Source organism: Chitinophaga lutea (assembly GCF_003813775.1).
Taxonomy (GTDB): Bacteria; Bacteroidota; Bacteroidia; order Chitinophagales; family Chitinophagaceae; genus Chitinophaga; species Chitinophaga lutea.
This window is the reverse complement of record NZ_RPDH01000002.1, coordinates 1,227,183-1,252,698: the sequence shown is the minus strand read 5'-3', so window position 1 is coordinate 1,252,698 and position 25,516 is coordinate 1,227,183. Positions and strand designations below refer to the sequence as shown.

Annotated in this window: 15 protein-coding genes; 11 read left to right on the top strand and 4 right to left on the bottom strand. The window is 56.9% G+C overall.

Annotation, left to right across the window (positions count from 1 at the left end):
- The first annotated feature begins 77 nt into the window (after positions 1 to 77).
- The 8 genes from EGT74_RS17275 to EGT74_RS17240 all read left to right on the top strand — a co-directional run bounded on the left by EGT74_RS17275 (position 78) and on the right by EGT74_RS17240 (position 15,120).
- Positions 78 to 914: a DUF1266 domain-containing protein gene (locus EGT74_RS17275; protein WP_123847823.1), complete on the top strand. Its 837-nt coding sequence runs from the start codon at positions 78 to 80 to the stop codon at positions 912 to 914.
- Positions 915 to 1,000: 86 nt separating this feature from the next.
- Positions 1,001 to 1,585 (top strand): RNA polymerase sigma-70 factor, encoded by a 585-nt coding sequence (locus EGT74_RS17270; RefSeq protein WP_123847822.1) that lies wholly within the window; start codon positions 1,001 to 1,003, stop codon positions 1,583 to 1,585.
- An 87-nt stretch (positions 1,586 to 1,672) separates the two neighbouring features.
- A complete protein-coding gene (locus EGT74_RS17265; protein ID WP_123847821.1) occupies positions 1,673 to 2,821 on the top strand; it encodes a FecR family protein in 1,149 nt (382 codons plus the stop codon).
- A gap of 183 nt (positions 2,822 to 3,004) precedes the next feature.
- Positions 3,005 to 6,412 carry a TonB-dependent receptor gene (locus tag EGT74_RS17260; protein WP_220392894.1) on the top strand — a complete coding sequence of 1,136 codons (3,408 nt, stop codon included), beginning with the start codon at positions 3,005 to 3,007 and terminating at the stop codon, positions 6,410 to 6,412.
- 24 nt (positions 6,413 to 6,436) lie between these two features.
- A complete protein-coding gene (locus EGT74_RS17255) occupies positions 6,437 to 8,287 on the top strand; it encodes a RagB/SusD family nutrient uptake outer membrane protein (RefSeq protein ID WP_123847820.1) in 1,851 nt (616 codons plus the stop codon).
- Between the two features lie 18 nt (positions 8,288 to 8,305).
- The gene (locus tag EGT74_RS17250; protein ID WP_123847819.1) at positions 8,306 to 8,683 is read left to right on the top strand and encodes a DUF5017 domain-containing protein; all 378 of its coding nucleotides are present in this window, start codon (positions 8,306 to 8,308) and stop codon (positions 8,681 to 8,683) included.
- Positions 8,684 to 8,786: 103 nt separating this feature from the next.
- Positions 8,787 to 12,011 (top strand): polysaccharide lyase family 8 super-sandwich domain-containing protein, encoded by a 3,225-nt coding sequence (locus tag EGT74_RS17245; protein ID WP_158618193.1) that lies wholly within the window; start codon positions 8,787 to 8,789, stop codon positions 12,009 to 12,011.
- Between the two features lie 4 nt (positions 12,012 to 12,015).
- Positions 12,016 to 15,120, top strand: coding sequence for a PVC-type heme-binding CxxCH protein (locus EGT74_RS17240; RefSeq protein WP_123847817.1), 3,105 nt, complete (start codon positions 12,016 to 12,018; stop codon positions 15,118 to 15,120).
- A 56-nt stretch (positions 15,121 to 15,176) separates the two neighbouring features.
- Here EGT74_RS17240 and EGT74_RS17235 read toward each other — a convergent pair whose 3' ends face one another.
- Positions 15,177 to 15,746 (bottom strand): dihydrofolate reductase family protein, encoded by a 570-nt coding sequence (locus EGT74_RS17235; RefSeq protein WP_123847816.1) that lies wholly within the window; start codon positions 15,744 to 15,746, stop codon positions 15,177 to 15,179.
- Between the two features lie 180 nt (positions 15,747 to 15,926).
- Here EGT74_RS17235 and EGT74_RS17230 point away from each other — a divergent pair, with 180 nt between their 5' ends.
- Both EGT74_RS17230 and EGT74_RS17225 read left to right on the top strand, forming a co-directional pair.
- The gene (locus tag EGT74_RS17230) at positions 15,927 to 16,214 is read left to right on the top strand and encodes a hypothetical protein (RefSeq protein ID WP_123847815.1); all 288 of its coding nucleotides are present in this window, start codon (positions 15,927 to 15,929) and stop codon (positions 16,212 to 16,214) included.
- Between the two features lie 83 nt (positions 16,215 to 16,297).
- Positions 16,298 to 16,576: a TFIIB-type zinc ribbon-containing protein gene (locus tag EGT74_RS17225; protein WP_123847814.1), complete on the top strand. Its 279-nt coding sequence runs from the start codon at positions 16,298 to 16,300 to the stop codon at positions 16,574 to 16,576.
- Between the two features lie 110 nt (positions 16,577 to 16,686).
- Here the strand turns inward: EGT74_RS17225 and EGT74_RS17220 are convergent, their stop codons facing one another.
- The 3 genes from EGT74_RS17220 to EGT74_RS17210 all read right to left on the bottom strand — a co-directional run bounded on the left by EGT74_RS17220 (position 16,687) and on the right by EGT74_RS17210 (position 20,426).
- Positions 16,687 to 17,568, bottom strand: a complete 882-nt coding sequence (locus EGT74_RS17220) for an NmrA family NAD(P)-binding protein (RefSeq protein ID WP_123847813.1) — start codon at positions 17,566 to 17,568, stop codon at positions 16,687 to 16,689.
- A 262-nt stretch (positions 17,569 to 17,830) separates the two neighbouring features.
- Complete coding sequence (locus EGT74_RS17215; protein WP_123847812.1) at positions 17,831 to 18,466, bottom strand: response regulator transcription factor; 636 nt, start codon at positions 18,464 to 18,466, stop codon at positions 17,831 to 17,833.
- Positions 18,453 to 20,426 carry an ATP-binding protein gene (locus tag EGT74_RS17210; RefSeq protein WP_123847811.1) on the bottom strand — a complete coding sequence of 658 codons (1,974 nt, stop codon included), beginning with the start codon at positions 20,424 to 20,426 and terminating at the stop codon, positions 18,453 to 18,455. The genes EGT74_RS17215 and EGT74_RS17210 overlap by 14 nt, the downstream gene beginning before the upstream one ends.
- A 513-nt stretch (positions 20,427 to 20,939) precedes the next feature.
- Here EGT74_RS17210 and EGT74_RS17205 point away from each other — a divergent pair.
- Positions 20,940 to 25,442: an HYR-like domain-containing protein gene (locus EGT74_RS17205; protein ID WP_123847810.1), complete on the top strand. Its 4,503-nt coding sequence runs from the start codon at positions 20,940 to 20,942 to the stop codon at positions 25,440 to 25,442.
- The last annotated feature ends 74 nt before the right edge of the window (positions 25,443 to 25,516 follow it).

The following is a 25,516-nucleotide window of genomic DNA, read 5'->3' as shown; positions in this document are numbered from 1 at the left end:
TGCTAAATTGCCGGGCGAAGTTAGCCCTTTAATTTTTTGTTATCTTTAAACAGACGGAACCAGCTCAATACACCACTATGAATACGCCATCTTTTTATACCTACTTCCTGGTATTTCTCGCCGTTGCCGGCATGTTAATCCTTTTGCGATACGTTTCCCGGAAAAAGGAAAAACGGCGGCAGGAAGCGGCCGATCAGCAATACCTGCAATCCGTGAAGGATAAAAAGGGAGGGGAAAATCCTTACCTGCCGGAAATGAAAGCGGATACGGGGCTCAGCGACGACGACCAGCAAAACATCGCGGCCGGGGCCAACCTCGCTTTTCTGAACTGCATCCCGCTCAATACCCTGGGCACGGGCACGGCTATGGCGGAAGTGAAGATCATCCTGGAGGAAGACTGGGGCATCGAAAGCCGCGACCATCTGCTGAATACCATTTCCTGGCTCGAAGGGAAAGGGCACCGGCATTATTTCGGGGTCATCTGGAAAGTGATGGGCGATGCGACCGCCATCGAAAAGCTGCACGGTGATGTGAAAAGCACGGGCGACAAAACGGATATTTCCTGGTATGCGGACAATATCGCCAGCGGTTACCGTTTTCTCCAGGAGGCGGGGTGTTTTGCCAACGGGAGTAAAACGGACGCGCTGACCTGGGACCTGGGCCGCGCCATTGCGCTCTGCCGCTGGGGATACGACCGGCAATACCTCAACGAAGGGGAGGCGCTCTATCACATCCGCCGGCTCGGCCGGCAGCTGCGGGGCCATTATACTTCCTGGGAGAACCTCAGCGAAAATTTCATGCTGGGGCATGTGATGTGGAGCGGCCGGCTCGACGACCTGGCCAACCTGCACCGGGAGCACCGCACGCTGCTCACGGCTCCTTCCAGTCCCTGGGTGCAATCCGCTATTTCATAAACGGGTACGTTAACATTTCCCATTCTTTTTATACTTTAGTTGCCTGTTCGCCAGGATCAATTTTAAAAAAGCCAGCCTCCACGGGAATGTACGCAGATATCCAAAACGAAGCGCATTTGTTGCAGCAGATGGCAATGGGCAGCCAGCCGGCGTTTAAAACGGTGGTGGCGGCTTATTGGCCCAATATATACGCGCACGCGCTGGCTTACCTGCGTTCTCCCGAAAAAGCGGAAGAAACCACGCAGGACGTGTTTGTGGCCCTGTGGGAAAAACGCGCCACGCTCCCCGCCATCGAAAATTTCCGGGGATACCTTTTTATCACCGCCCGCAACAAGATCGTATCGCGCCTCCGCGAAAAACTCGCATCGGAACCGGCGGATGGCGACGAGGATGTGGCGGAAACGCTGTACGTGCCCGATAGCCAGCTGGAACTGAAAGAACTGAACAGCCTGCTGCGCAGGGGAATGGACCAGCTGCCTGCCAAAAGAAAAAAGGTGTTCGAGATGAGCCGCCTCGAAGGGAAGTCGCACGCGGAAATCGCCGCCGAGCTCAACATCTCGAAAGACACGGTGAGCGAATACATCACCCTCGCCCTCAACTTCCTCCGCACTTACCTGAAAAACAACGGCAACCATTTGCATATCGCCATATTCTGCCTGTATTACCTATAGGGAATAAAAAAATGTGTTTTTTCTTTCGTCCGCATCCCCCGTACCTTTTTTGTTTTGCGTCTTTAATAGTAACAGCATACATTTTTTATGGACATGGCCCTGCTCGAAGAACTAACGGATAAATACGTCACCGGCGCCGCTACCGCTGCGGATAAACGGCAGCTGGAAAACCTCCTGCGCGACCCCGCGTACCTGGAGGCGTTCGGGCGTCTGGTGGAACGGAGCCTGCACCAGGAAAAGTATGGCAACGAAGGGGAGGAGGCCGTGTTCGCGCGCATCTATGCCGGCATCGAACAGCGCATCCGGCCCGCCGCGCCACTGCGCCGCATGTGGCCCTACCGCATCGCCGCGGCCGCGGTGCTGCTGATACTGGCGGGCAGCGCTTTCTGGCTGCTGAAAAAAGAAACGCCTTCCACGCCGCCGGCCGTAACGCAGGTGGCGGATGTATTGCCGGGCAGCAACAAGGCGGTGCTCACCCTGGGCAACGGCAGCGTGGTGACGCTCGACAGTTCGGCGCGCCGGATCGCGCAGGGCAACGGGGCCATTGTACAACGGAACGGCAAGCTTCATTATACGGAAACCAGCGCCGGCGCCGGTGTCTTTAATACGTTAACGACGCCGCGCGGCGGCCAGTTCCGCCTGCTGCTGCCAGACGGTACGGAGGTATGGCTCAACGCCGCTTCGTCCATCCGTTTCCCGGTCGCTTTCAGCGGCGGCGAACGTACGGTGGAGGTGAGCGGCGAAGCGTATTTCGAAGTGGCGCAGAACGCATCGGCGCCCTTTAAAGTGATCGTCAACAAAACCACGGAAGTGCTGGTGCTCGGCACCGCCTTCAACATTCACGCATACACGGACGAACGCCATATCAAAACCACGCTCCTCAGCGGCAGGGTCAAAGTCAATTCCGGCAACACCGGCGTAGTGCTCTCCCCGGGCCAGCAGGCGGTGCAAACGGACGGCAAGGTGGAAGTGGAAGAAAACGTCGATACAGACAAGGTGATGGCCTGGAAAAACGGGCTGTTCAACTTCCAGGACGCTTCCCTCGAAGAAGTGATGCGCCAGCTCTCGCGCTGGTACAATGTGGAAGTGGTATACGAAAACGGCATACCGGACATGGAATTCTACGGGAAAATGCAACGCAACATCCCGCTTTCGGGCATCCTCAAAATGCTGGAACGGGCGGACGTGAAATACAGGCTGGAAAATAACCGCCTGGTGATACTCACCGGCAAATAAATACGCCAAAAAAATACGCTCCGGATTAGGCCCCGGAGCGCATCGGCGATCTGGCGATCAACTGAAACGGACAGTCGTGGCAGACTGCTTATTAATCAACCAAATCAACGTAAATGTATGCAATTTAATGCCATTTGCAGCGGCCGTATTATGCCCGGCCCCTGCAGTCAAATGCTCCGGGTTATGAGATACACCGCTTACCTAATGCTGCTCTTTTTCCTGCACGTGTCGGGGAAAAACATGGCGCAGGCAGTGACCATTTCCGGCAATAACATGCCGTTGACGAAAGTATTCCACCTCATCGAAAAACAGACGGGTTACGTGATCTTCAGCAACAAAAAGGTGCTGGAAAACAGTCGCCCCGTTTCGCTCAACGCGGTGAACATGCCGCTGCCGCAGCTGCTCGACCTGGCATTGACGGGCCAGCCGCTGGGTTATGAGATCAACAACAAAACCATCCTCATCTACCGCAAAAAAGAAGACGGTATTCCCGCGCAAAACCCCGCCGCGGCGGGCAATGTGACGGGCATCGTGCTCGACAGCGCCAACGCCCCGGTGGAAAGGGCCACGGTGCGCCTGATGCCGGGCAACAAAGGCACCTCCACCAACCAGCGCGGCGCATTCCTGATCAGCGGCGTAGCGCCGGGCAGTTATGTGCTGGAGATCAGCTGCCTGGGTTACCAGTCGGTACGGCACCCGCTCACCGTTACCGGTTCGCAGGAACTGAACCTGGGTAACATCCGCCTCCGCCAGTCGTCGAACACCCTCGGCCAGGTGGAAGTGGTGGTGGCTTACGGCACCGTGAAAAAAACGGACCTCACGGGTTCGGTGGGCCAGGTGAACATGGCCGATCTCTCCAAAGCGCCGGTGGCCTCCTTTACGGAAGCGCTGGCAGGGCGCATCGCCGGGGTGCAGGTATCGTCGCAGGACGGCCAGCCGGGCAAAGGCATGGGCATCGTGATCAGGGGCGCCAACTCCCTCACACAGAGTAATTCTCCATTGTATGTGATAGACGGGTTCCCGATCGAAGACCCGGAAGACGGGATGCTGAACCCCGACGACATCGAAAGCATCAGCATCCTGAAAGACGCTTCCGCGACGGCCATTTACGGCTCCCGCGCGGCCAACGGGGTGATACTCGTGGAAACCAAAAAAGGAAAGATCGGCAAGCCGGTGGTGACGCTCAATCTGTCGCACGGCATCCAGCAAGCGCAGAAACAGATGGAGGTGATGGGCGCTTATGATTTTGTGAAATACCAGAACGAACTGAATAAAACTTCCGCGGCAGCCACCTATTTCCAGAACGGCAGAACGCTCGAATCGTACAAGGATGTGCAGGGGATCGACTGGCAGGACCAGGTGTTCCGCCAGTCGCCCATCTCCATCGGCAACATTGCGGTGAGAGGCGGCTCGGGGCAAACGCGCTATTCGATTTCCGGGTCGGTGTACGACCAGGAGGGCATCGTCATCAACTCCGGCTACAGCCGCTACCAGGGCCGTGTGTCGATCGACCAGAGTATCGGCCGCCAGTTCAAGGCGGGCCTCACGGCCAACTACAGCCGGCTCACCACCTTCGGCCAGCCGCTGGCGGAAGGCAACGGGCCGTCGTTCACCACCTACCTGTTATCGAGGGCCTGGGGGTACCGCCCCGTGGCCGGCGACCCGAACACGGACTTGCAGGACGACGACGGCGACATGGCTTTCCTCAACCAGTACGACATCCGGCTGAACCCCATTACGACCAACAACAACGAATACAATAAAAGCAGAACGTCCGACTTCCTGGCCAATGCCTACGTGACGTATTCACCCCTCAGCAACCTGGTGTTCCGTTTCGCCGGCTCCATGTCGAACCGCCAGCGAAGGGGCGACGTGTTCTATAATTCGAAAACCGTGCAGGGCAGCCCGCTCAACCCGCGGAACGTGCGCGGGGTGAACGGTTCCGTGATTTTTACGGAAACCAACATCTGGTCGAACGACAACACGGTGACCTACACCACGAACTTCAGCAAGGATCACAAGATCACGGCGTTGGGCGGCGTATCGTTCCAGGAATACAAAGCCGAAACGTACGGTTATGCCGCGCAGAACCTGCCCAACGAGCAGCTGGAGATGCCCGGGCTGGACGAAGGCATTCCGTATTCCAGCTTCGCCAGCGGCGGGGAGAATTTTATGGCGTCTTATTTCGGGCGGCTCACTTATAACTACCAATCGAAGTACCTGCTGGAATTTACGTTCCGGGGCGACGGGTCCTCCAAATTCGCGAAGGGTCACAAATGGGGTTATTTCCCCTCCGGATCTTTCGCCTGGAACATGCAGGAGGAAAATTTCATGCGCGGGCTGAAAGTGGTGTCCAATTCCAAACTGCGGTTCAGCTACGGCAGCACCGGCAACAACCGGGTGGGCAACTATGATGCGTTCGCCGGTTTGAGTTTCCCGGTCGCCAATTCTTATTCCTTCAACAACGGCGTGCCCGGCAAAGGCGCGATCATCGGCGGGCTGGGCAACGAAAACCTTCGCTGGGAAACCACCCGCCAGCTGAACATCGGTTACGACCTCGGGCTGTTCAACAACCGCATCGAGGTAACGGCGGACTGGTACCGGAAAATCACCAGCGACCTGCTGCTGAACGCCGACCTGCCCGCTACCATGGGCATGCTGAACGCGCAGCAGAACATCGGCAAGATCCGGAACCAGGGCATCGAACTGTCGCTCAAAACCGTCAACGTCAAAACGAAAGCGTTTGAATGGAGCAGCAGTTTCAACATCGCGTTCAACCAGAATAAAATACTCGAGCTGGTGAGAGGGCAGGATGCGCTGTATTCCACCGTCAACTTCGAAACGCAGTACAACAACAACCCGCCGTACATTTCGCAGGTAGGCCAGCCCGCGGGCATGTTCTACGGGTACATTTTCGACGGGGTGTACCAGCTGAGCGATTTCGACAAGTCCCCCGCCGGGAAGTACACGCTGAAAGCCGGCGTGCACAATAACGGCGCGGCCGCGCAGCCGGGGCACATCAAGTACCGCGACGTGAACGGTGATGGCGACATCACCACCGCGGACCTCGTGGTGATCGGCCGGGGGCAGCCCATTCACACCGGCGGGTTCTCCAACAACTTTTCTTACAAAGGGTTCGATCTCGGCATTTTCCTGCAATGGTCGTACGGCAACGACATCCTGAACGCCAACCGCTATATGTTCGAAGGCAACGGCAACATCCGCCTCAGCCTGAACCAGTTTGCCAGTTACCTCGACCGCTGGAGCGAAACCAACCCCACCAACCGGAACTTCAAACCCGGCGGGCAGGGCACCATCGGCAGCTATTCTTCGCGGGTGCTGGAAGACGGGTCGTACCTGCGCCTGAAGACCGTATCGCTGGGGTATAACATCCCCGACAGGCTGCTGCGGACGCTGCACCTGACGAGGCTCCGCCTCACGGTGGCCGCGCAGAACCTGCTCACGCTGACCAGTTATTCCGGCATGGATCCCGAAGTATCGGTGCGCAGTTCCGTGCTCACGCCGGGCTTCGACTTTTCCGCGTACCCGATTGCCAGAACGGTGGTGTTCGGCCTGAATGTTACTTTTTAATTCCTGACGCTCATACTTTACAACATGCAATACAGATATATTTTGTTATCCGCTTTGATGGTGATGGTTTTCGGCGGATGTGTGGAGAAACTGGATCGCAAACCGAAAGACTTTTTGCTGCCTTCGTCGTATTACCAGACGGCGGAACAGCTGAACATTGCGCTGACGGGGGTGTACGACAACCTGGGCGTACTCTATTCAAACCCCATTCATTTCCGTTTCGGTTTTGAGGGCGACGAGCACTGGTACGTCAAGAATGCGCCGCTCAGCGGGCTGCATGTGTACGATTACACCGCCGCGCATCCGGATTTCCAGAGTTTCTGGAGCAACCTCTACATCGGCATCGGCCGCGCCAATTACCTGCTGGCCAACCTGAACAACAATCCGTCCATCGACTCCGCCGTGCGGGCGAGAGTGAAGGGGGAAGCGCTGTTTCTGCGCGCGTACTATTATTTTATGCTGGTGCAGAGCTACGGCGGCGTGCCGCTGATACTGCAGCCGCCCAAATCCGTGAACGATGTGGATGCGCCGCGTGCAACGGCCAGGGAAGTGTATGAGCGCATCATCGCAGACATGAAGGAAGCCGAAGGATTGGTGGCGCCGATCACGCATTTCGGTTTCGGGGGGAGGGTGAACAAATCCGCCGTACGCGGCATCCTGGCCCGCGTATGCCTGCACATGGCCGGCCACCCGGTGAAAGACGTGAGCCGGTACGCGGAAGCGCGCGGCTGGGCGAAAAAAGTGATGGACGATGCGGAAGCAGGGCATGCATTGAACCCGTCTTACCATGGCGTGTTCATGAACCTGATCACCGACAAATACGATATTAAGGAATCGTTGTGGGAAGTGGAATATTGGGGCAACAGGTCCGACGCCTATACCGAAACCGGTTCGCTGGGCGACGTGAACGGTCCGGCCACACAGAATTCGCAGACAGGTTTTGCCTACGCCGGTATCAAAGCCACGGCGGACCTGTATTACCGTTACGAGGAAGGGGATGGGAGAAGGGACTGGTGCATCGCCACGTTCAACTACGGCACGGCAAGCCAGCCCGCGAACTTCAAAACATTCATCACCACGCCCGTTAACCGCAATAACGCTTATAACCGCTGGCCCGGCAAATACCGCCGCGAATACGAGCTGGTGCTGCCGAAGAACAATACCGCCACGCCGATCAACTGCCCGCTGATACGTTTTTCCGACGTGCTGCTGATGTTCGCCGAAGCGGAGAACGAAATATCCGGGCCCACGCCTGAGGCCATCGAAGCCGTCAATAAAGTGCGGCGGCGGGGCTGGAGCAGCGGCATCAAAACCGTGACCATCACCAACGGCGGCGCGGGTTATACCACTGCGCCAACCGTAACCTTCACCGGTGGCGGCGGTTCGGGCATTACCGCCACGGCTGTGATCGCCGGCGGCAAAGTAACCGGCGTCACGTTCGCCAACGATGCGATCTACGGGCTGGCGAAAGGTGTGGGATACAACTCGGCGCCCACCATCGCCTTCACCGGCGGTAACGGTTCCGGCGCTACGGCCACGGCTACCATCTACACACCGGCGGACGCGCTGGCCCCCGCCGCCGCAACGGCCGGGCAGGAGCCCTTCCGCCAGTTCATCCGCGACGAAAGGTCGAGGGAGCTGAACGGGGAAACCTTCCGTAAAGCGGACCTGCTGCGCTGGGGGATTTTCGTGGAAAGGATGCACCAGTTGTCCGAAACCATTGAAAAGGATCTCGGCAACCTCACCACGCCCGCATACCTCAACCTTTACATCAAAGGTTTCGGGCCGAACATCTCCGACCGTAACACCCTGTGGCCCATCCCTACACGGGAGCTCACGCTGAACAGGGCATTGACGCAAAACCCAGGCTGGTAATCCATCAACACCATCAACATGAAATATTTACTCATCATATGTTCCGTACTGCTGCTGGCCACCGGCGCCTGCAAAAAAGAAGTGATGCCCGATGCGCCCGCGTTTGCGCTGAAAGCCACGGCGATCACCTTTAAAGCGGGGGTGGAAGGCGCTTTTACATTCGAAGGGAACCCCGGCATCATCTCGTTCTATTCCGGTGAAGCGGGGCATGTATACAAGGGCGACGGCATCAACAAGTCCGTCGCCGTCAAAGGCAACTCGGAAGCAAGGCTTGAAAAATTCACATATACCTACGCAGAGAAAGGCACTTACAAGGCGTATTTCATTGCGCAGAACACCAACATATACGGAAGCCGGGAAGTGGTGCGGCAGATAGATGTGACGGTCACCGACTGATTTTTACGACGATACGGGAGGCATTCATACTCCGGGCGCATACCATTGCCCGGAGCGGGGAATGGTTTGTTTTGCTCAATTCACTCAACCAAACACAACAGCTATGAAAAAAATTTTACTGATGGCGTTCGTGGTGTTGGCAACAGGTGGCGAAGTGCTGTCGCAGCAACGTTTTGTATCGTTCGACGATACCCTGCCGTCGAACTGGCAAACCAGTTCAACCAGTGCGCTGGCTTTAAGTTCCCTGCATGTTAAAAACGGGCAGGCGCTGATCTGGCAGGCGGCAAGCGGGGATTACATTCATGCGGTCAACCTGGCGATCCCTTCTTCGGAAGTGAATGCCGCCGCGTCCGCTACCGCGCGCATTTTTATTCATTCCCCGGCAGTTTCCGAAGACACCCTCATTTTCCAGTTTGCCGACGGAACCGGCACGGTGCAGCGGCAGGGGAAGATGTTACTGAATTACAAAGGGTGGCGGGAATACCACCGTTCTTACTATTACGACTACACGGGCGGTATTGCGGCGGCGCAGTTCCAGCTCAACGAGATGAAGATCATCTTCAAACCGGTGAGCAGCAGTACCACCTGCACCATTCACATCGACGAGGCCACGCTGATCGGGAATACCGAGGTGCGCATACCGGGGCCGCATATGTGGCCGGACTATACCTATTTCCGGAAACACGTCACCAATGCGCCCTACCTGAACATACTGGAAAACTGGAAGAACGGGCCGGATATTCCCGTGACCGCCGCTTCCGCCACGGAGGTGGCAGACCTGGCCGTATTGCGGCCGCGTTTTCCGCGCGTGCGAACAACTCCCTCCGGCACGGAAGTGGATGCCGCCAAGAATTTTGTACTGGCCTGCAATATCTCCTATAACACCGACGGCAGCATCCGGGGCAACGGCATTCCCGATATCTATACCACGGCCACGCTGCTGAACCTGTCGAAGCACTGCGGCACGCTGGCCAGGGCGGCGGACAAACTGAACGATACCGATGCGGCGGCGAAGCTGGTGCTTTTTACCGAATACCTGCTGAGCCAGGGGCTGGCGGAGGGCGGCCGCATCATCACCCAGACCAACGACTATCCGCCCGCCCGTACATTCCCCGTCGGTTTCCTGGAGGCGTTGCCTTATTATCCGCCCGCCATGCGCGCGGAGGTGCTGGCCATGCTGAAGTGGGCGAACGAATTCAGCGTTACTTACGGCGCAACCTACACCGAAGGCTACAGTGTGGATTATCTCAATCTCCGGACGCCTTTCCTTTTCGAACTCGCGCTGGCGGAACCCGATTCCAACCAGGCCGTGCGCGATGTGAAACTCGCGAAACGGTTCATGGAGCGCAATACCGTGCCCGGTATCGGCGGCCGCGACGGCATCAAGCCGGACGGGGTGGGGTATCACCACGGTTCGCACCACACCAGTTACATGGGCGCCTGGGGCCGCTGGGCGGATGTCTGTTACCAGCTGAGAGGCACGGTGTACCGGGTCGATCTTTCCGCCTACAACAACATGAGCGCCGGGATAAAATACCTGCTGGCCGCCTCTTCCAAAGGCGTGATTTTCGCGCATGCCGAATCCGGCCGCAATCCCTTTCCCACGAATCTGCCTGTGAACCTCACCCAGTTCGAGCGGTTCGTGGAGATCGGCGGCGACATCAAAGGCACGACGGCCGACCCCGTGATGGGCGGCATTTACAACCATGTGACGGGCGTCAATAAATTCCCCGTGGCGCCGGTATCGATCGACGGGTTTCACCAGTATAACTACGGCGCGGTGGGCATCCAGCGGAAAAGAAACTGGGTGGCGGTGATGCGCGGGTTTACCAGCAAGATTTTCGGGGCGGAGATCTACACCAGCGAAAACCGGTATGGCCGCTACCAGAGCTACGGAACGCTGGAAGTGCTGTACGGCGGCACATTGGCGGCTACGGGATACGTCGCGGCCGGCAAGGGCTGGGACTGGAATGTAATGCCCGGCGCCACTACCGTGCACTTCCCGGACTTTCTGAAGTTGAAGCCATCCGTGACCGGCACTGCCATGGAATTCCAGAACAACAACTTTGCGGGCTCCTTGTCGCTGGGGCAGGAAGGCATCTTCGGTTTTAATTTCGACGAAAAGGCGAGCGTGAACTATAGCCCCTCGCGGCTGAAATCCAGGAAATCCGTGTTCGCCTTCGACACCATACTGGTATGCCTCGGCAGCGGTATCTCTGCCAGCAACGGTTTGGGCAATGTGGCCACCAACCTTTTCCAGACCGTTAACAGCACCACCATCAACCCCGCTCATCCATCCATCTATATCAATTCCACCACACCGGTATCCGATGCGGCGTACGATCAGACTTACGATACGGAAACGTCCGGCCTCTGGCTGCTGAACGCGCAATCCACCGGCTTTTACGTTCCCGCCGGCAACCATTCCGTGCAGGTGGTGCGGCTGAAACAGACCACGCCGAAAGAAAACGCCACGAACCTCAGCCTGCCCACTGCCTATGATTCCGCCTATGCCAGCAAAGCCTGGCTGAATCACGGCGTGAACCCCACAGACAGCCAGTATCATTATGTGACGGTGCCCGGCACCACGCCCGCCGCCATGGAAGCGCTGGTTCCCGTGCTGACCGGCGGCACCGTTTACCAGGTACTGAAACAGACCGGGGCAATGCACGTGGTGAAATACCTGCCCGGCTCGCTCACCGCGTATGTGTTCTTCGCCGCCAACACCGCCGTAAATACAGGGTATATCAAAAGCGTGTCGTCCGTGTGCATGGCCGGTGTTCGCGAAGAAGGCGACGAACTGACGCTGACCGTCAATTCCCCCGATATGAACATCAAAACCGAAACCGCGTACGATTATTACTGGCGCACGCAACCGCGACCGGTGACATTGGTGCTGGACGGGCAATGGGAAGTGATCGACAATCCCTTCAACGCTACGGTGACGAGCCAGGCCAGCACGCTGACCGCCAGCTTCGTGCTGGAGCATGGTTTTTCGCAGACCATCCGGCTGCGGAAAATAACACCGCTATCCGAACAGGCCGCCAGTAAACAGGCCGTGCCGGAAAAGGCAACCACCAGATCATTCAAAATATTCCCCAACCCGGCCAGTAAAAACATGGAACTGGAGTTTACCGCCGCCGGCGCCGGGAACGCGGAAATAAAAATCTTCAGCATGGGCGGGGCGCTGGTGCATACGAAACAGATCCCCCTCACCGCCGGCTTCAACCGCCATACCACCGATGTTTCGGGCCTTTTGCCCGGTACTTACGTGCTGGTGCTGCGGGGCGGCGGGCTGCATGAAAAAAGCATGTTTGTAAAACACTGAGTTAATGAATATCAACAAGCGAGAAAGCCTCACACGATGGCTGTTATGCATGGCGGTGGCCTCCCTGGCCGTAGCCTGCAACCGGCAAAGTAAAAAACATACCGGGGGCGACAGCACGGCTGCCGCTTCCGGCTTACCGGCCGTGGAGAATGAAGAAGTGGCGCGGTACATGGAATCATTCAAAGGCGTGGGTGCGCTCACCGATTCGTCGGAGCCCACCCCGCCCGATTCGGCATTGATGCATTTCAAATACCCCGCGGACCTGGCGCTCGATTTAGTGCTGTCCGAACCGCAGGTGGTGCAGCCGGTGGAAGTGAGCTTCGATCACCGGGGCCGCCTCTGGGTGGTGCAGTATCACCAGTACCCGTACCCGCAGGGGTTGAAAGTAGCGAGCGTGGATAATTTCCTGCGCGTGAAATTCGACAAGGTGCCCGCCGCACCGCCCGCCGGCGTGGCCGGGGCAGACAAGATCAGCGTGTTCGAGGATACCGACGGCGACGGCAAATACGACAAATCCACCGACGCCATCCGCGGGCTGAACATCGCCACCAGCGTGCTCACCGGCCGCGGTAAAATATGGGTGCTGAACCCGCCGTACCTGCTCGCTTATCCCGACGCCGATTACGACGGCGTGCCGGACGGCAACCCCGAAGTGCATTTGCAGGGATTCGGGCTGGAAGACACACATGCCGTGGCCAACAGTTTACGCTGGGGCCCGGACGGCTGGCTGTACGGCGCGCAGGGCAGCACCACCACCGCGAACGTGAGCTCGCTGGCCTCGAAGAACGTGGCCTTCCAGGGCCAGGCCGTATGGCGATATAACGTGGATACCCACGTGTTCGAAGTGTTTGCGGAAGGGGGCGGTAATACGTTCAACATCGAATTCGACAGCAAAGGCCGCCTGTTTTCCGGCGACAACGGCTACGGCCGCGGCCCGAACTTCAAACAGGGCGGGTATTATCCCAAAAGCCTGGGCAAACACGGCCCTTACACCAACGGTTACACGTTCGGCAACCTGCCCAGCATGAAACTAACCGGCGAAAAGAAACGTTTTACGCATTCCCTGATACGGTATGAAGAAACGAGCCTGCCTGATAAATACCAGGGCAAGATGATTGCCGTGAACCCGCTGCTGAACTACGTGCAGCTGACGCGGTTCGAGCCTTCCGGGTCTACGTTCGGGAATGTGGATGAAGAACAGATCCTGCAAACCGACGACCGCTGGTTCCGGCCGGTGAACGTCAAGGCCGGTCCCGACGGGGCCGTGTACATCGCCGACTGGTACGACAGCCGCCTTTCCCATGTTGACCCCCGCGACACCTGGCATAAAAGCTCCGGGCGTATTTACCGCCTGCGCAACAAAGCCGGCAGCGGCGCCCTGCCCCGGTTCGATATCAGCAAGTTTTCCGACCAGCAATTGATACAGTTGCTGAAGGGCGACAACAAATGGTACCGCCAGCAGGCGCAGCTGCAGTTCGCTAACCGTAAAAACAAAGCCGCGGTGCCCGCGCTGCTGCCGCTACTGAACGGCGGCAACGGCCAGTGGGCGCTGGAAGCGCTCTGGGCGATCAACGCCAGCGGCGGATGGACACCGGAAGTGGCGCGTATCGCACTGTCGCATACCGATCCGCATGTGAGAAGCTGGGCCGTGCGCCTCGCCGGCGATGGCGGGCCCGTGGCCCCTCCTGTGGCCAACCAGCTGGTGCAGCTGGCGCAGGCCGAAACGCATCCCGAAGTAAGGAGCCAGCTCGCCTGTACCGCCAAACGTTTACCGCCGCAGCTGGCGGTGCCCGTGATCGAAGGCCTGCTGAAAAGCGGCGCGGCCGATGCGGCCGATACCGATATGCCGCTGCTCACCTGGTGGGCGGTGGAAGCCAAGGCAGAAACCGGTCGTGATGCCTTGCTGGCCATGTTTAAAAACAAATCGTTGTGGACGAATAAGACCGTGCAGCAAACCATCCTCGAACGTCTGATGCAGCGGTACGTGATGGCCGGCGGGGAAGCGAATTTCGCCGCTGCCGCCGCTCTGCTGAACCAGGCGCCGGATAAAAAACTCGCCAAACCGCTGGTGGCAGGCCTGAGTGAAGGATTGCGCGGCAGGGACCTCATCGGTCTTTCGCCCGCGCTTACCAAAGCCATCCAGCCCTACCAGTCCGACCTCTTCGGCGGCCCGCTGGCGATGGGCATCCGGCAGGGCGATGCGAAGGCGGTGGAACAGGCCATCAAGGTGGTGGCCAACCCGAAAGCGGAGATCAGGGAACGGCTGTCGTACGTAAAAATGATGGGAGAGGCCGGTCAGGCAAAAGCCATCCCCGCGCTGTTGAAAACGGTGGAAAGCGCGTCCGCGCCCGCCTCATTAAAACAGGCGTCGCTACAGGCCCTGCAGTATTTCGACGAACCGGAGATCGGCGCGAAGGTAGTGGCGGCATACCCTCAGTACCGCGGGGATGAAGGCGTGCGGAACGCCGCGATAGAGCTTGTGTCCGGGCGGGAAGCCTGGGCCAACACTTTTCTTGCCGCCATCGAAAAAACGAAAGTGATCAACAAGGCCGACGTGAATGAGCAGGTGGCGCGCAAGCTGAAGCTGCTCAAGGATCCGCAGATCGCGGAGCGGGTCAATAAACTGTGGCCGAACGTCAAACTCGCCACTTCCGGGGAGAAAAATGAAAGCATCGCCAAATACCTGCGGATCATCAAAGCAGGTGGCGGCGATGTGATCAAAGGGAAGGTGCTGTACCAGAACAACTGCGGCGCCTGCCACCGCCTGTTCGACGCCGGCGGCAACATCGGGCCCGACCTCACCGGGTACGACCGCGACAACCTCAACAGCATGCTGCTGAACATCGTGGACCCGAATGCCGACATCCGCGAGGGGTACGTCATCCACCGCATCGCCACTACCGACGGCCGCACGCTGGAGGGAAAGATCGTTTCCAGGAACGGGACGGCCATCACGGTGCAGCCGCTGGCGGGCAAGAACATGATCCTGCCCGCATCGCAGGTCAAGGAAATGAAAGCACAGCATATATCCATGATGCCGGAACGTATCCTCGACCGCCTGTCTGAACAGGAGGTGAAGGATATTTTTTCCTATATCATGAAACGATAGATTGGAATAGTCTGAACAGCCAATAGCCTTCGAAACGTCTGTTTTGAAGGCTTTTTTTATGCCTTTTCGTAGCACAGGCTGGTAACGCCGGCCGCGAACTGCAGGGTTTCCCGGAGCTTCAGCGGAATGGTCTGCCCGTTGTGCTCGAACATGGGAATGCCGCTGCCCAGTATCACCGGGTTCACGAACAGCCGGTATTCGTCGATGAGGCCGTGTTGGGTCAGCAAGTAAGCCGTGGAAGGGCTGCCGAAGATCAGGATGTTTTTGCCGGGCAGGGCTTTCAGCTGCGCAATGCGTTCGGGGATATTTTTACCGATGATGGTGACTTTGTCTGCACCGGTGTTTTTAAGGGTGGTGGAGATCACGTACTTCTCAACGCTGCGGTACCATTGCGCATGTTCTTTATCGTGTTTGGTGGGATTGGGCCCCTGGTCGGCCGTGGGCCAGTAGCTGTCCATCATGTGGAAGGTGTTTTTCCCGTAGATGGCCGCGTCCGCATCGTCCGTGAGCTGGCCCACGTGATCGAACATCGAATCATCGACCTTGATCCAGTCCATTTCCCCGTTGGGGCCACCCACGAACCCGTCGAGCGACACGTGCATGGAATAGATTATTTTCCTGCTCATAGTTTTCTTTTTTTGTTGATGTAAAAGTAGGGGATGCCCGCAACTCCGGCAGGGGTGGAACATGACATTTAGCGGGGGGAACGCGACAAAAGGGATTTTTCAGAAGATCTTGTTAAAAATGGGAGGCGTACGGTTGTGCAGCAGGGGATTCTCGCCCGAACTCCCTAAATTGCCGGTTCGATGCTGCGCAACGTATTCCATATTTTCCTGCTCATTGGGCTGAGCCTGCTGCTGATGGTACAACCGGACCACCAGTACCGCATGGTATGCCCCGAAGCCGACGGCGATGCCGCGGAAAAAACCGAATACCGGGTAGAGACTTCCGCCCGCGCAGCGCGCTACCTTGCAGCCGTTGCCGCCGTAACGGATACACAGGCGCCCGTATTCCGGGATGAATTCCATCCGCTGCCGGACTCCTGGTACCGGCCTGCCTATTACTCCTTCCTCCACAGGTTCAGCCTGTTTTGATCGCTCATTTGCCGACGCTTTGATGTGACGCACCCTTCAACAGGGTGCGTAAAAACGATTGTATTCAACAAACCGACACAGATATGAATTGCCCGAATTGCAACGAAACGCTGCTGATGACGCACCGCAACAACGTTGAGATCGATTATTGCCCCAAATGCCGCGGCATCTGGCTCGACAAGGGGGAACTGGACAAACTGCTGGAGCAGGAAGCCCGGCAGGACGATGATCAGCCTCATTACAAACACGACAACGACCATCGCCACCGTCCCTACAGCGACGACCGCCATCAATACGACGACCGGCATAAATACCCGAAGAAAAAGAAATCCTTTTTAGGTGATTTTTTTGATTTCGATTAAGGGGAAATGGAAAGCGGGGAGGCCGGGAGGTTTCCCCGCTTTTTTTATGCGTGTTTTCATCAATGCGATGAACGGATATTCGTTGTTTTTCAAGCCGCGTGTATCTCATCTCACCCGCCCGTTACCGGTGCATGTTTGGGATGCACCAGGCGGTGAATGTATTCCTGCAGGGTGGTTTCGCCGCGTATCGGGGCATCCGGCATCTCAAAGTCCTGTTTGAGGGTGATGTCCGTCATGGCAGCCATGGACGCGGCGGCTTCCGGTGAAAATCCCATCTTCTCCAGGGAGGGTATCCATTGATGCTGCGGGATGGTCACGGCTTTCACCGGCCGTTGCAGCGCGGCGGAGAATGCGTCCGCCACTTCGGCGCTGGAATACGGCTCGGGGCCTTCCACATAATACAGGCCACCTTTGGTGGGCGGTTCCAGTAAGAGTTTTGCGGCTACTTTGGCAATGTCTGCCGGGCTCACCATCGGGATTTTATATTCAGCAGGGTACAGGGTATGCACCACGCCCTCCTTGCGCGCCGTGTCCAGCGCATGGTCCCAGTTGCTCATGTAGTAGGCGCCCCGGATGATGGTGTGCGGCACGGACAGTGCGTCCAGCGCCTGTTCCATGTGATACAGCACGCCGAGATCGCCCAGGCGGTCCCCCGGCTGTGCGCCGTAAGTGGATTCCGCCACCACCTTTTCGATGCCGGAGCCTTCCAGCGCGCTGATGATGGCATCCACGGTTTTAAATTCTTCTTTGGCGGTATCGGTATCCGGCGGGGCGGGCGGATTGAGCAGGTACAGCCGTTTGCCCTGTTTGAAAGTACGGCGGAGTTTTTCCGTGTCGAGCACATTCACGACTGCAACATGTGCGCCCATCTGTCGTAATTTTTCCCCTTTTTGAGGATCACGGGTAACAGCGGTGACGGGCTCGCCCAGTTCGAGCAATATCTTCGTTAAGGCAGCACCGATGTGGCCGGTAGCGCCCAGGATAATATGCATGATGTATCTGTTTTGATGCAGGTAGTGGGGTTCAAATAACATGCCGCCGGTGGCAAGGCTGTTGTAGCGGAATTACGACAGCATTATCGAAGTTTTCTTATCCGGCGTCTCCACCATGGTTGTTACATTGTGCGGATGTTACATCGTTTTTGACATGACGATGTTTCAGGAGTTACTTATCATAGTTTGATAGGAAGCTTAAGACCATAGGATAGGACCAAACTAACAGGGCTGCCGTTTGCCGGCAGCCCATTTTTTTTCTTCATATAACGCCCTGCTGCAGCGCGGCCTTGATCAGCGCCGCCACATTCGGCACCTGGAATTTCTGTATCAGGTTTTTGCGGTGCGTTTCCACCGTGAGCGGGCTCAGATTCAGTTCCTGGGCGATCTGCGTGGTGGTTTTGCCTTCGGCGATGAGGTGCAGGATTTCCTTTTCACGTTTGGTGAGCTGCGTGGCGCCTTTGAGGTCGCTAACGGAAGGGCGGGCCATGATCTCCTTGACGGCTTTGCTGAAGGTGACCAGTCCTGCCCGGGCTTCCTCGATGCAGGTGATCAGTTCGCCCACCGCGATGTTTTTCAGGAGATAACCCGTGGCGCCGTTTTGCAGCATCTGAAGGATGAGGCTGCGCTCGGAGTGGTTGCTGAGCGCGAGCACGTGCGTGGTGGGGCTTAGCTGTTTGATTTCGCGGCACAGCTCTATACCGCCGATATCGGGCAGGGAAATGTCGAGCAGTACGATGTCCACTTTCTGTCCGCGTATGAAATCGATGAGTTCGGCGCCGGTGGTAAAACAGCCGGAGATTTCCATTCCTTCCGCGTTTTGCAGCAGGCGCTGCAGTCCTTCCAGTACAATCGGATGATCGTCCACGATGGCGATGGTGGTATTAGTTTTCAACATGCAATTCTATGTTTATGGCGGTGCCTGCGTTTTCGGAGGAATCGATGTCCATCCTGCCGTGAAGGTAACCTACCCGGTTTTTGATATTACTGAAGCCGATGCCTTTCGCCTTGGCTACGGTGTCGGTGTCGAAGCCGCGGCCATTGTCTTCCTGGGTGATGAAAAACGAATTGCCGTCCTGGCTGCATTGCAGCATGATGCGCGATGCGTGTGCGTGGCGGATGGCGTTGGTGAGCAGTTCCTGTATGATGCGGTAAATATGGATCTGCGCATCCTGGCGCAAGGTGTTCCGGATGTTGAGCGCCTGGAAATCGATGCTGGTGTGCTCGTTCATGAGTGATTCGCAGAGGTCTTTCAGCGCCGTTTGCAGGCCGAATTTCAGCAGGGCCACGGGCATCATGTTATGTGCGATGCGGCGCAGCTCGTGTACCGAATGATCGAGCTGTCTGGTGATTTTCTCCAGCTCCGTGCGCTGATGGTCGGTACAGCTGTCTTTCACCTGCGACGAAAGATTGATCCTGGCCACGGCGAGAATGCCGCCCAGTCCGTCGTGCAGCTCCTGCGCCATGCGTTTGCGTTCCTGTTCTTCGCCCTGCATGATGGCCTGGCTGAACTGTATCTGTTGCTGCCGGCGGATGTCGTTGAGCTGCTGTTCGTGCAGCTTTTTGCGGTTGCGGTATACGATGAGGGCGAAGACCAGTACTACGAGCAGGAACACGATGCCGCCGGCCAGGAGCCCGTTGAGAAGCCGGTTATTTTTGGCGGCCAGCGCATCCTGGATGGTTTTGGCTTTCAGGGCGTTGATCTCTTTCTGTTTTTCGGCGTTCTGGTATTTTACTTCCATCGCCTGTACATCTTTCTTCAGCTGGCTTTGCGTCACGCTGTCGCTCAGCTCGCTGTATTTTTTCATCCACTGGTAAGCCGGGCCCATCTGCTGCAGCCCTTCGTAGGTCGCGGCGAATCCGTAGTAGATCTGCAGGCGGTTGCTGGCGAAGGCCATCATTTCCGGCTGCTGCGTCAGGTACTCCAGTGTGGTTTTGGCTTTGGTGAAGTTTTTATCGTTATAATAAGCATAGAACTGTTGCATCACGAGGCGCTGTTCTTCATAGCGCAGCTGCTGGCGCTTCGCCATGGCGACGCCTTTTTCGAGGCTGGTGAGTGCATTTTTGAACTGGCCGGCCACGGTGAAATACATGCCTTCCGCGGCGTAATGATCGAGGTAATATTCCGAATCCGGGTAGGCGGGGAGCAGGGTGGCCGCGCTGTCGAGCGCGAGGCGGGCGCGGTCGTTTTTGCCGGAGAGGGAATAGTTTTCTGCAATGGTATGATAGGCCGTGATGAGCTCGTGCGTTTCCACGTCTTTGTTTTTGAACGCCGCGATGGCCTGCTGGATGTAGGGTTCCGCTTTGTCGTATTGCGCCGTATTTTTGAAAACGATCGCAACGGCGAGGTTGGCTTTGCCTACGAGGGTATTGTCGCCCGACTGTTTGGCCAGCGGAATGGCTTTATGCAGGAGAACGTCGGTAAATGTTTTCAGATCGTCTTTCCGCTGCGCCACGCGGCCATACTGGTACCAGGCCTGCGCGCGGAAACGGGTGGCATCGGCGTGTGTGTAACGGGCCAGCAGGCTGTCTGCTTTCAGGTAGCCGGCCTGCCTTTCTTCCAGTGCGCCGACGGGCATTACCTGGGCCGCACAGAGCCGGTACATCCCTTCGAGAAAAGCATTGTGCTGGATGTGGGGCATGCCCTGTTGCAGGTACTGTCTGGCTTTTATCGTATCGCCTTTAGCGATCCAGTAGCCGGAAAGGGCAAAGCCCGCGTAGGCTTTTGCACTGTCGGACGCGGCCTGGCGAAGGTCATTTTCTAGCTGCTGCAGTACTTTTTGCGGATCGCGGGTTGTTTGGGCATGGCTCCATATGGTGGCCGACACCAGCAGTGTCAGCAGGAATGGCGCTTTCATTCCGGAAAAATAGTTAATTATTTATGGATGGCGGCAGGCGGGGAGTAAAATACCCGGAAACAGGTAGTGGGGGCAGGTATGGTGGTGAAGGGCTTTTTTTGCGCGATAACATTGCGTTAACCTTCCGGTTTTACAAATTCACAGAAAATTTGTAAACTTTGCAGAGCAATGGAATTAGTCCGCTTTCCTGTATCTAAGATGTATGTGGCTTGTTTAAATCTGACTTCGAGATTGTAACCTCACTTTTCGACCTCCCGTTTTTGACCGTATTCCTGAATCCACGCTAACCAAGCGCCCGCGGCCCGCACGCGACGATCCTGCTATGTGCACAGGCGGTATCTGCTGCGTACGCTGATTTTTTTCCCATTCCTGATACTGCGTATAAACTACGCGGGATGATACCTATTGTTCATTTCAAAATCTGCGTTTATGAGCCAATTTGATTCAGATGTCAGTGATCGTTTTTCTCCTCATCTACAACATTATGTCAGATCTCTACTTTTTTCCGCCTTCATGTTTTTATTGTTCACCGTGGTTGCGCAGGCGCAATCCGCCAACCTCGACCAGGGCGCCAATGGGAAGGCCTCGGCCCCTACTACGCCGGTAGATTGGGTGAACGGTAACCTGAACGGCAACACCGCCCACTTTCTCGAGGGATACTCCGTGCCTTACCGCGCCGTTCTGAAAAGCCTGGTGGTGAATCAGACGTACACCCTGGTGGTGGCGCTCGACGTGCGGAACGGCAGTAAACATGCCCTCGATTACATTACGCAATTCCAGCGGTTGGAACCCCATATCACATTCGGGCATACCGCCGAAACTGTCAACCCCATTCTGAACGTAACCGGGTTCCCGGCGGCTTATTTTACGAGCACCGACACGGAACCCATTCCCGTGCCCTCCACTGCGGGCACGCCCGTTGCGGGCCAACCGGCTGCCAGCTTTAACGCCCTGCCGGCGGCTGAAAGGGTGATGACGGGGTACAATGCAGACCTGTTAAGCGTGACGTATGCTTCCGAAGGCAACCTCACGGCCGCGCAGTCTGAAACCGTGATCAACATTACGTTCAAAGCCCTGAAAGAAACGGTGGTGCTCGCCTGGGGCGGGCACATCGCCAGTGAAGCAGAATGGGGCAGCGACCCTGTTACCGGGGAATCCAATTCGGCTTCCGGTATCAACGGTTCTCCCTACCACATGCGTCTGAAGAACTGGATCATTAATGGGAACGTGGTCAGCATCGGTAATCAGGACAGGTCCTTGAAAACCGATGCTGTTCTTGTTCCGCCTGAGTGCGAAGTGGCCGGACCGGACAGGGTATGCGCCGAATTCTCGCCGCTGCTCTACACTTCCACGGTCGACGATGCGCAAGGCGTTACTTACCTCTGGAGCATCATCGGCGCCAATACCGCCGGGGCCCAGATCGTGAACGCCACCCTGGCCAACATCGAAGTGGTGCCCATCGGATCTACTTTCAATGCCGGTTCTTTTAACCTGCAGCTGATCGTGACCCGCAACGGATTGAAAGACACCTGCTACCTGGGCACACATGAAAGCCCGGGCACGCCCGTGGTGGTACAGAAAGCATCCGTTGACGCCGGAACGGACCAGGCGATCACGAACCTGGATACGGCTTATCTCAATGCCGTGCCCAGCGGCGGCACCGCACCCTACACATTCAGCTGGAGCCCCGCTACAGGGCTGTCAGCCACCAATATCGCCAATCCTTACTTCGTTCCTCCTTCCGCCGGTGTATACCAGTTCATTGTGACGATTACCGACAGCATCGGCTGTATGGATAAAGACACCGTCGTCATTACCGTTACCGAGCATGCGCATCCGCCGTGCGTGATTGACGGTCCTGACCCCGTGTGCCCCGGAACATCCAATGTTTATACCGGGCCGCCTCCTGCCGATGTCAGCTCTTACAGCTGGAGCGTAACGGGTAATGCTAGCATTCCCGGCGCTACCAACGGCAGCAGCGTTACCGTACTGGCCGGCAGCAGCTGCGGCGCTTATGTGCTGCAACTGATCACCGCAACGCCTGACGGTAAGGTGAAAGATACCTGTATGCGCACCATCCAGGTGAAAGATACCATTCCGCCCGTACTGGCCGGCACCGTAGCAGACGCTACCGTGGCCTGTGCGAAAGACGTACCGGCTGCACCGGCAGTGACCGCTTCCGATAATTGCCAGGCAGAAATGCAGGTACAGATGAGCCAGGAAACGACGGACAGCACCTGCGTGAACAAATTCAAGATCGTGCGCAAATGGTGGGCTGTGGACGCCTGCGGTAATACCTCAGATACGCTGCGGCAGACCATCACCGTCAACGACGACGTGAAGCCTGTGATCACGGCTGAATTTGAAAAGGAAATCTCCGTGCAGTGCGTCAACGACATACCCGCTCCGCCAACCCCGACGGCAACGGATAATTGCGACGGCGAACTGACACCGGTGTACAGTGCTATCGGTAGTGGTACCGCCTGCGACTCAACGATCGTACGCACCTGGGTATTCACCGATGCCTGCGGCAACGCAGACTCCGTGAAACAGACCATCCATGTGAAAGACGATACCGCACCCGTACTGAACGGCAACGTGAGCGATGCGACCGTGGCCTGTGCCAAAGACGTGCCTGCCGCGCCAACCGTGACCGCTACCGATAATTGCGGAGACGTAACGGTTCAGTACAGCCAGATGGTGACAGACAGCACCTGCGTAAATAAATTCAAGGTGGTACGGATGTGGTGGACGGAAGACGCTTGCGGTAACAAGTCCGACACCCTGCGCCAGACCATCACCGTAAATGACGACGTGAAGCCTGTGATCACCGCTGATTTCGAAAGAGAAATCACGGTACAGTGCGAAGACGGCATACCCGAACCGCCGACCCCGACGGCTACCGATAATTGCGACGGCGCCCTCACGCCGGTTTACAGCTCCATCAGCAATGGTACGGGTTGCGACCTCGGCATCGTGCGCAAATGGATATTCACCGACGCCTGCGGCAACAGTGATTCCGTAACGCAGATCATCCACGTGAAAGACAATACCAAACCGGTATTGAACGGTTCCGTGACCGATGCGACCGTGGCCTGTGCGAAAGACGTGCCTGCCGCTGCCAACATCACTGCTACCGATAATTGCGGCGAAGCAACCGTTCACTACAGTGAAGAGGTGACAGACAGCACCTGCGTGAACAGATTCAAGGTAGTGCGGATGTGGTGGGCAGAAGACGCCTGCGGCAACAAGTCCGACACCCTGCGCCAGACCATTACGGTTTACGATGACGTGAAACCTGTGATCACGGCCGATTTCGACAAAGAAATCTCCGTACAGTGCGAAAAGGATATTCCTGCGCCGCCATCACCGACGGCTACGGATAATTGCGATGGCAATCTCACACCGGTATGCAGTGCAACCCGCACCGGATCCGGCTGCGACCTCACCATCGTACGCACCTGGGTATTCACCGACGCGTGCGGTAACAGTGATTCCGTGAAACAGACCATTCACGTGAAAGACAATATTGCACCGGTACTCGACGGTAACGTGAGCGATGTGACCGTGGCCTGCGCGAAAGACGTGCCTGCGGCCGGAAACGTAACCGCTACCGATAATTGCGGCGACGCAACGGTTCACTACAGCCAGACGGTAACAGACAGCACCTGCGTGAACAGATTCAAGGTAGTACGGATGTGGTGGGCAGAAGATGCCTGCGGCAACAAGTCCGACACCCTGTATCAGACCGTGACGGTATTCGACGATGTAGCGCCGGTGGTAGTAACCAAGGCAGACAACAAACTGCTGGCCTGCGGCGTACAGGTAACCTTCGATCCTCCGACGTTTGAAGACAACTGCGGCGGTACCGTAACGGTAACCACCAGCGACAGGAGGGAAGGCTCCGCCTGTCCGTTCGTACACATCAGGCGGTGGACGGCCACCGACGAATGCGGTAACAGCACTTATGTAGAACAGGCTGTGACCGTGAGCTGCTGCGACAGCTACTGTACTTATACGCAGGGCTTCTACGGCAACAAGGGCGGCCTTGGCTGCACTCCGGGCGGCACCAGCGTTACCGCGAAAGTCATGATGACAACTGTGATGGATGCACAGGTAGGCGATTCCGCCGTATTCGGCCTGACATCTACCGGCAAGTTCTTCACGTTGTTCCTGGCCAACATCACCAGCGACGACATCTTCAAGATGCTGCCGGGCGGTGGTACACCAGCAGCGCTGAAAGGCTACGCTACCTTCACCAAAACCAATACCTGGGCCAATGTGCCGATCTCAACGGCGAAGAGCACTTATGGAAAGATCAACAACGTATTGTTGTCACAAACGATGGCGCTGTTCTTCAACATGGGTGTCACCACTTCACTGTCAGGACTGGCCATTCAGGGCGACTCCCTGTTCACCGCGAAGGTAACCGCGTGCGGCAGCACCACACCGGTATCAAAGATAGATACCTTCACACTGCCGAAGAACGTAGTGGCTTACCTGACTTCTACCGGCCAGGCTACCGTACAGGGCCTGTTCGATCTGGCGAATAAATACCTGGGCGGGCAGACCGTCAGCGGTATCACAGCGTCAGACGTGAATGCAGCGGTAGATGCCATCAACAGAGGATTCGACAAGTGCGCAGTACTGGTAGGATGGGCTTCATCCAGCAACAACATCAACCTGTCCGCCGGCAATATCACCACGCTCAGCGTGAGCCGCCAGGCAGCTGCTACAACAACGGCAGATGAAGCCAAGATGAAAGTGACGGTATTCCCGAACCCGTATTCCGACGTGCTCATATTCAAATATGTTGCACCGCAAACAGGCATGGCAGAGCTGACGCTCTACAACCTGATGGGCCAACGCATGGCAACGGTGCAAAAGGCGAATGTGATCAAGGGCAGTGCTCAGCACATCCAATACCAGGTGCCTGAATACATGCGCGTATTCCTGATCTACAAACTGACAGTAGGGAATGCCAGCGCATCCGGTAAAGTTGTCCCGATAAAATAAAATTGCTTTAGGGATAGAAAGGTGACAAAAAAAGAAAGTGCCTCCACATAGGTGGGGCACTTTCTTATATATGC

Excerpts from the sequence above, each read along its gene's own strand:
- EGT74_RS17220 (WP_123847813.1), bottom strand. The coding sequence starts at position 17,568 with ATGCATATTATCCTGGGCGCTACCGGCCACATCGGTGCTGCCTTAACG.
- EGT74_RS17255 (WP_123847820.1), top strand. The coding sequence starts at position 6,437 with ATGCAATACAGATATATTTTGTTATCCGCTTTGATGGTGATGGTTTTC.
- EGT74_RS17225 (WP_123847814.1), top strand. The coding sequence starts at position 16,298 with ATGAATTGCCCGAATTGCAACGAAACGCTGCTGATGACGCACCGCAAC.
- EGT74_RS17265 (WP_123847821.1), top strand. The coding sequence starts at position 1,673 with ATGGACATGGCCCTGCTCGAAGAACTAACGGATAAATACGTCACCGGC.
- EGT74_RS17205 (WP_123847810.1), top strand. The coding sequence starts at position 20,940 with ATGTTTTTATTGTTCACCGTGGTTGCGCAGGCGCAATCCGCCAACCTC.
- EGT74_RS17260 (WP_220392894.1), top strand. The coding sequence starts at position 3,005 with ATGAGATACACCGCTTACCTAATGCTGCTCTTTTTCCTGCACGTGTCG.
- EGT74_RS17235 (WP_123847816.1), bottom strand. The coding sequence starts at position 15,746 with ATGAGCAGGAAAATAATCTATTCCATGCACGTGTCGCTCGACGGGTTC.
- EGT74_RS17240 (WP_123847817.1), top strand. The coding sequence starts at position 12,016 with ATGAATATCAACAAGCGAGAAAGCCTCACACGATGGCTGTTATGCATG.
- EGT74_RS17270 (WP_123847822.1), top strand. The coding sequence starts at position 1,001 with ATGTACGCAGATATCCAAAACGAAGCGCATTTGTTGCAGCAGATGGCA.
- EGT74_RS17230 (WP_123847815.1), top strand. The coding sequence starts at position 15,927 with ATGCTGCGCAACGTATTCCATATTTTCCTGCTCATTGGGCTGAGCCTG.
- EGT74_RS17275 (WP_123847823.1), top strand. The coding sequence starts at position 78 with ATGAATACGCCATCTTTTTATACCTACTTCCTGGTATTTCTCGCCGTT.
- EGT74_RS17245 (WP_158618193.1), top strand. The coding sequence starts at position 8,787 with ATGAAAAAAATTTTACTGATGGCGTTCGTGGTGTTGGCAACAGGTGGC.
- EGT74_RS17210 (WP_123847811.1), bottom strand. The coding sequence starts at position 20,426 with ATGAAAGCGCCATTCCTGCTGACACTGCTGGTGTCGGCCACCATATGG.
- EGT74_RS17250 (WP_123847819.1), top strand. The coding sequence starts at position 8,306 with ATGAAATATTTACTCATCATATGTTCCGTACTGCTGCTGGCCACCGGC.
- EGT74_RS17215 (WP_123847812.1), bottom strand. The coding sequence starts at position 18,466 with ATGTTGAAAACTAATACCACCATCGCCATCGTGGACGATCATCCGATT.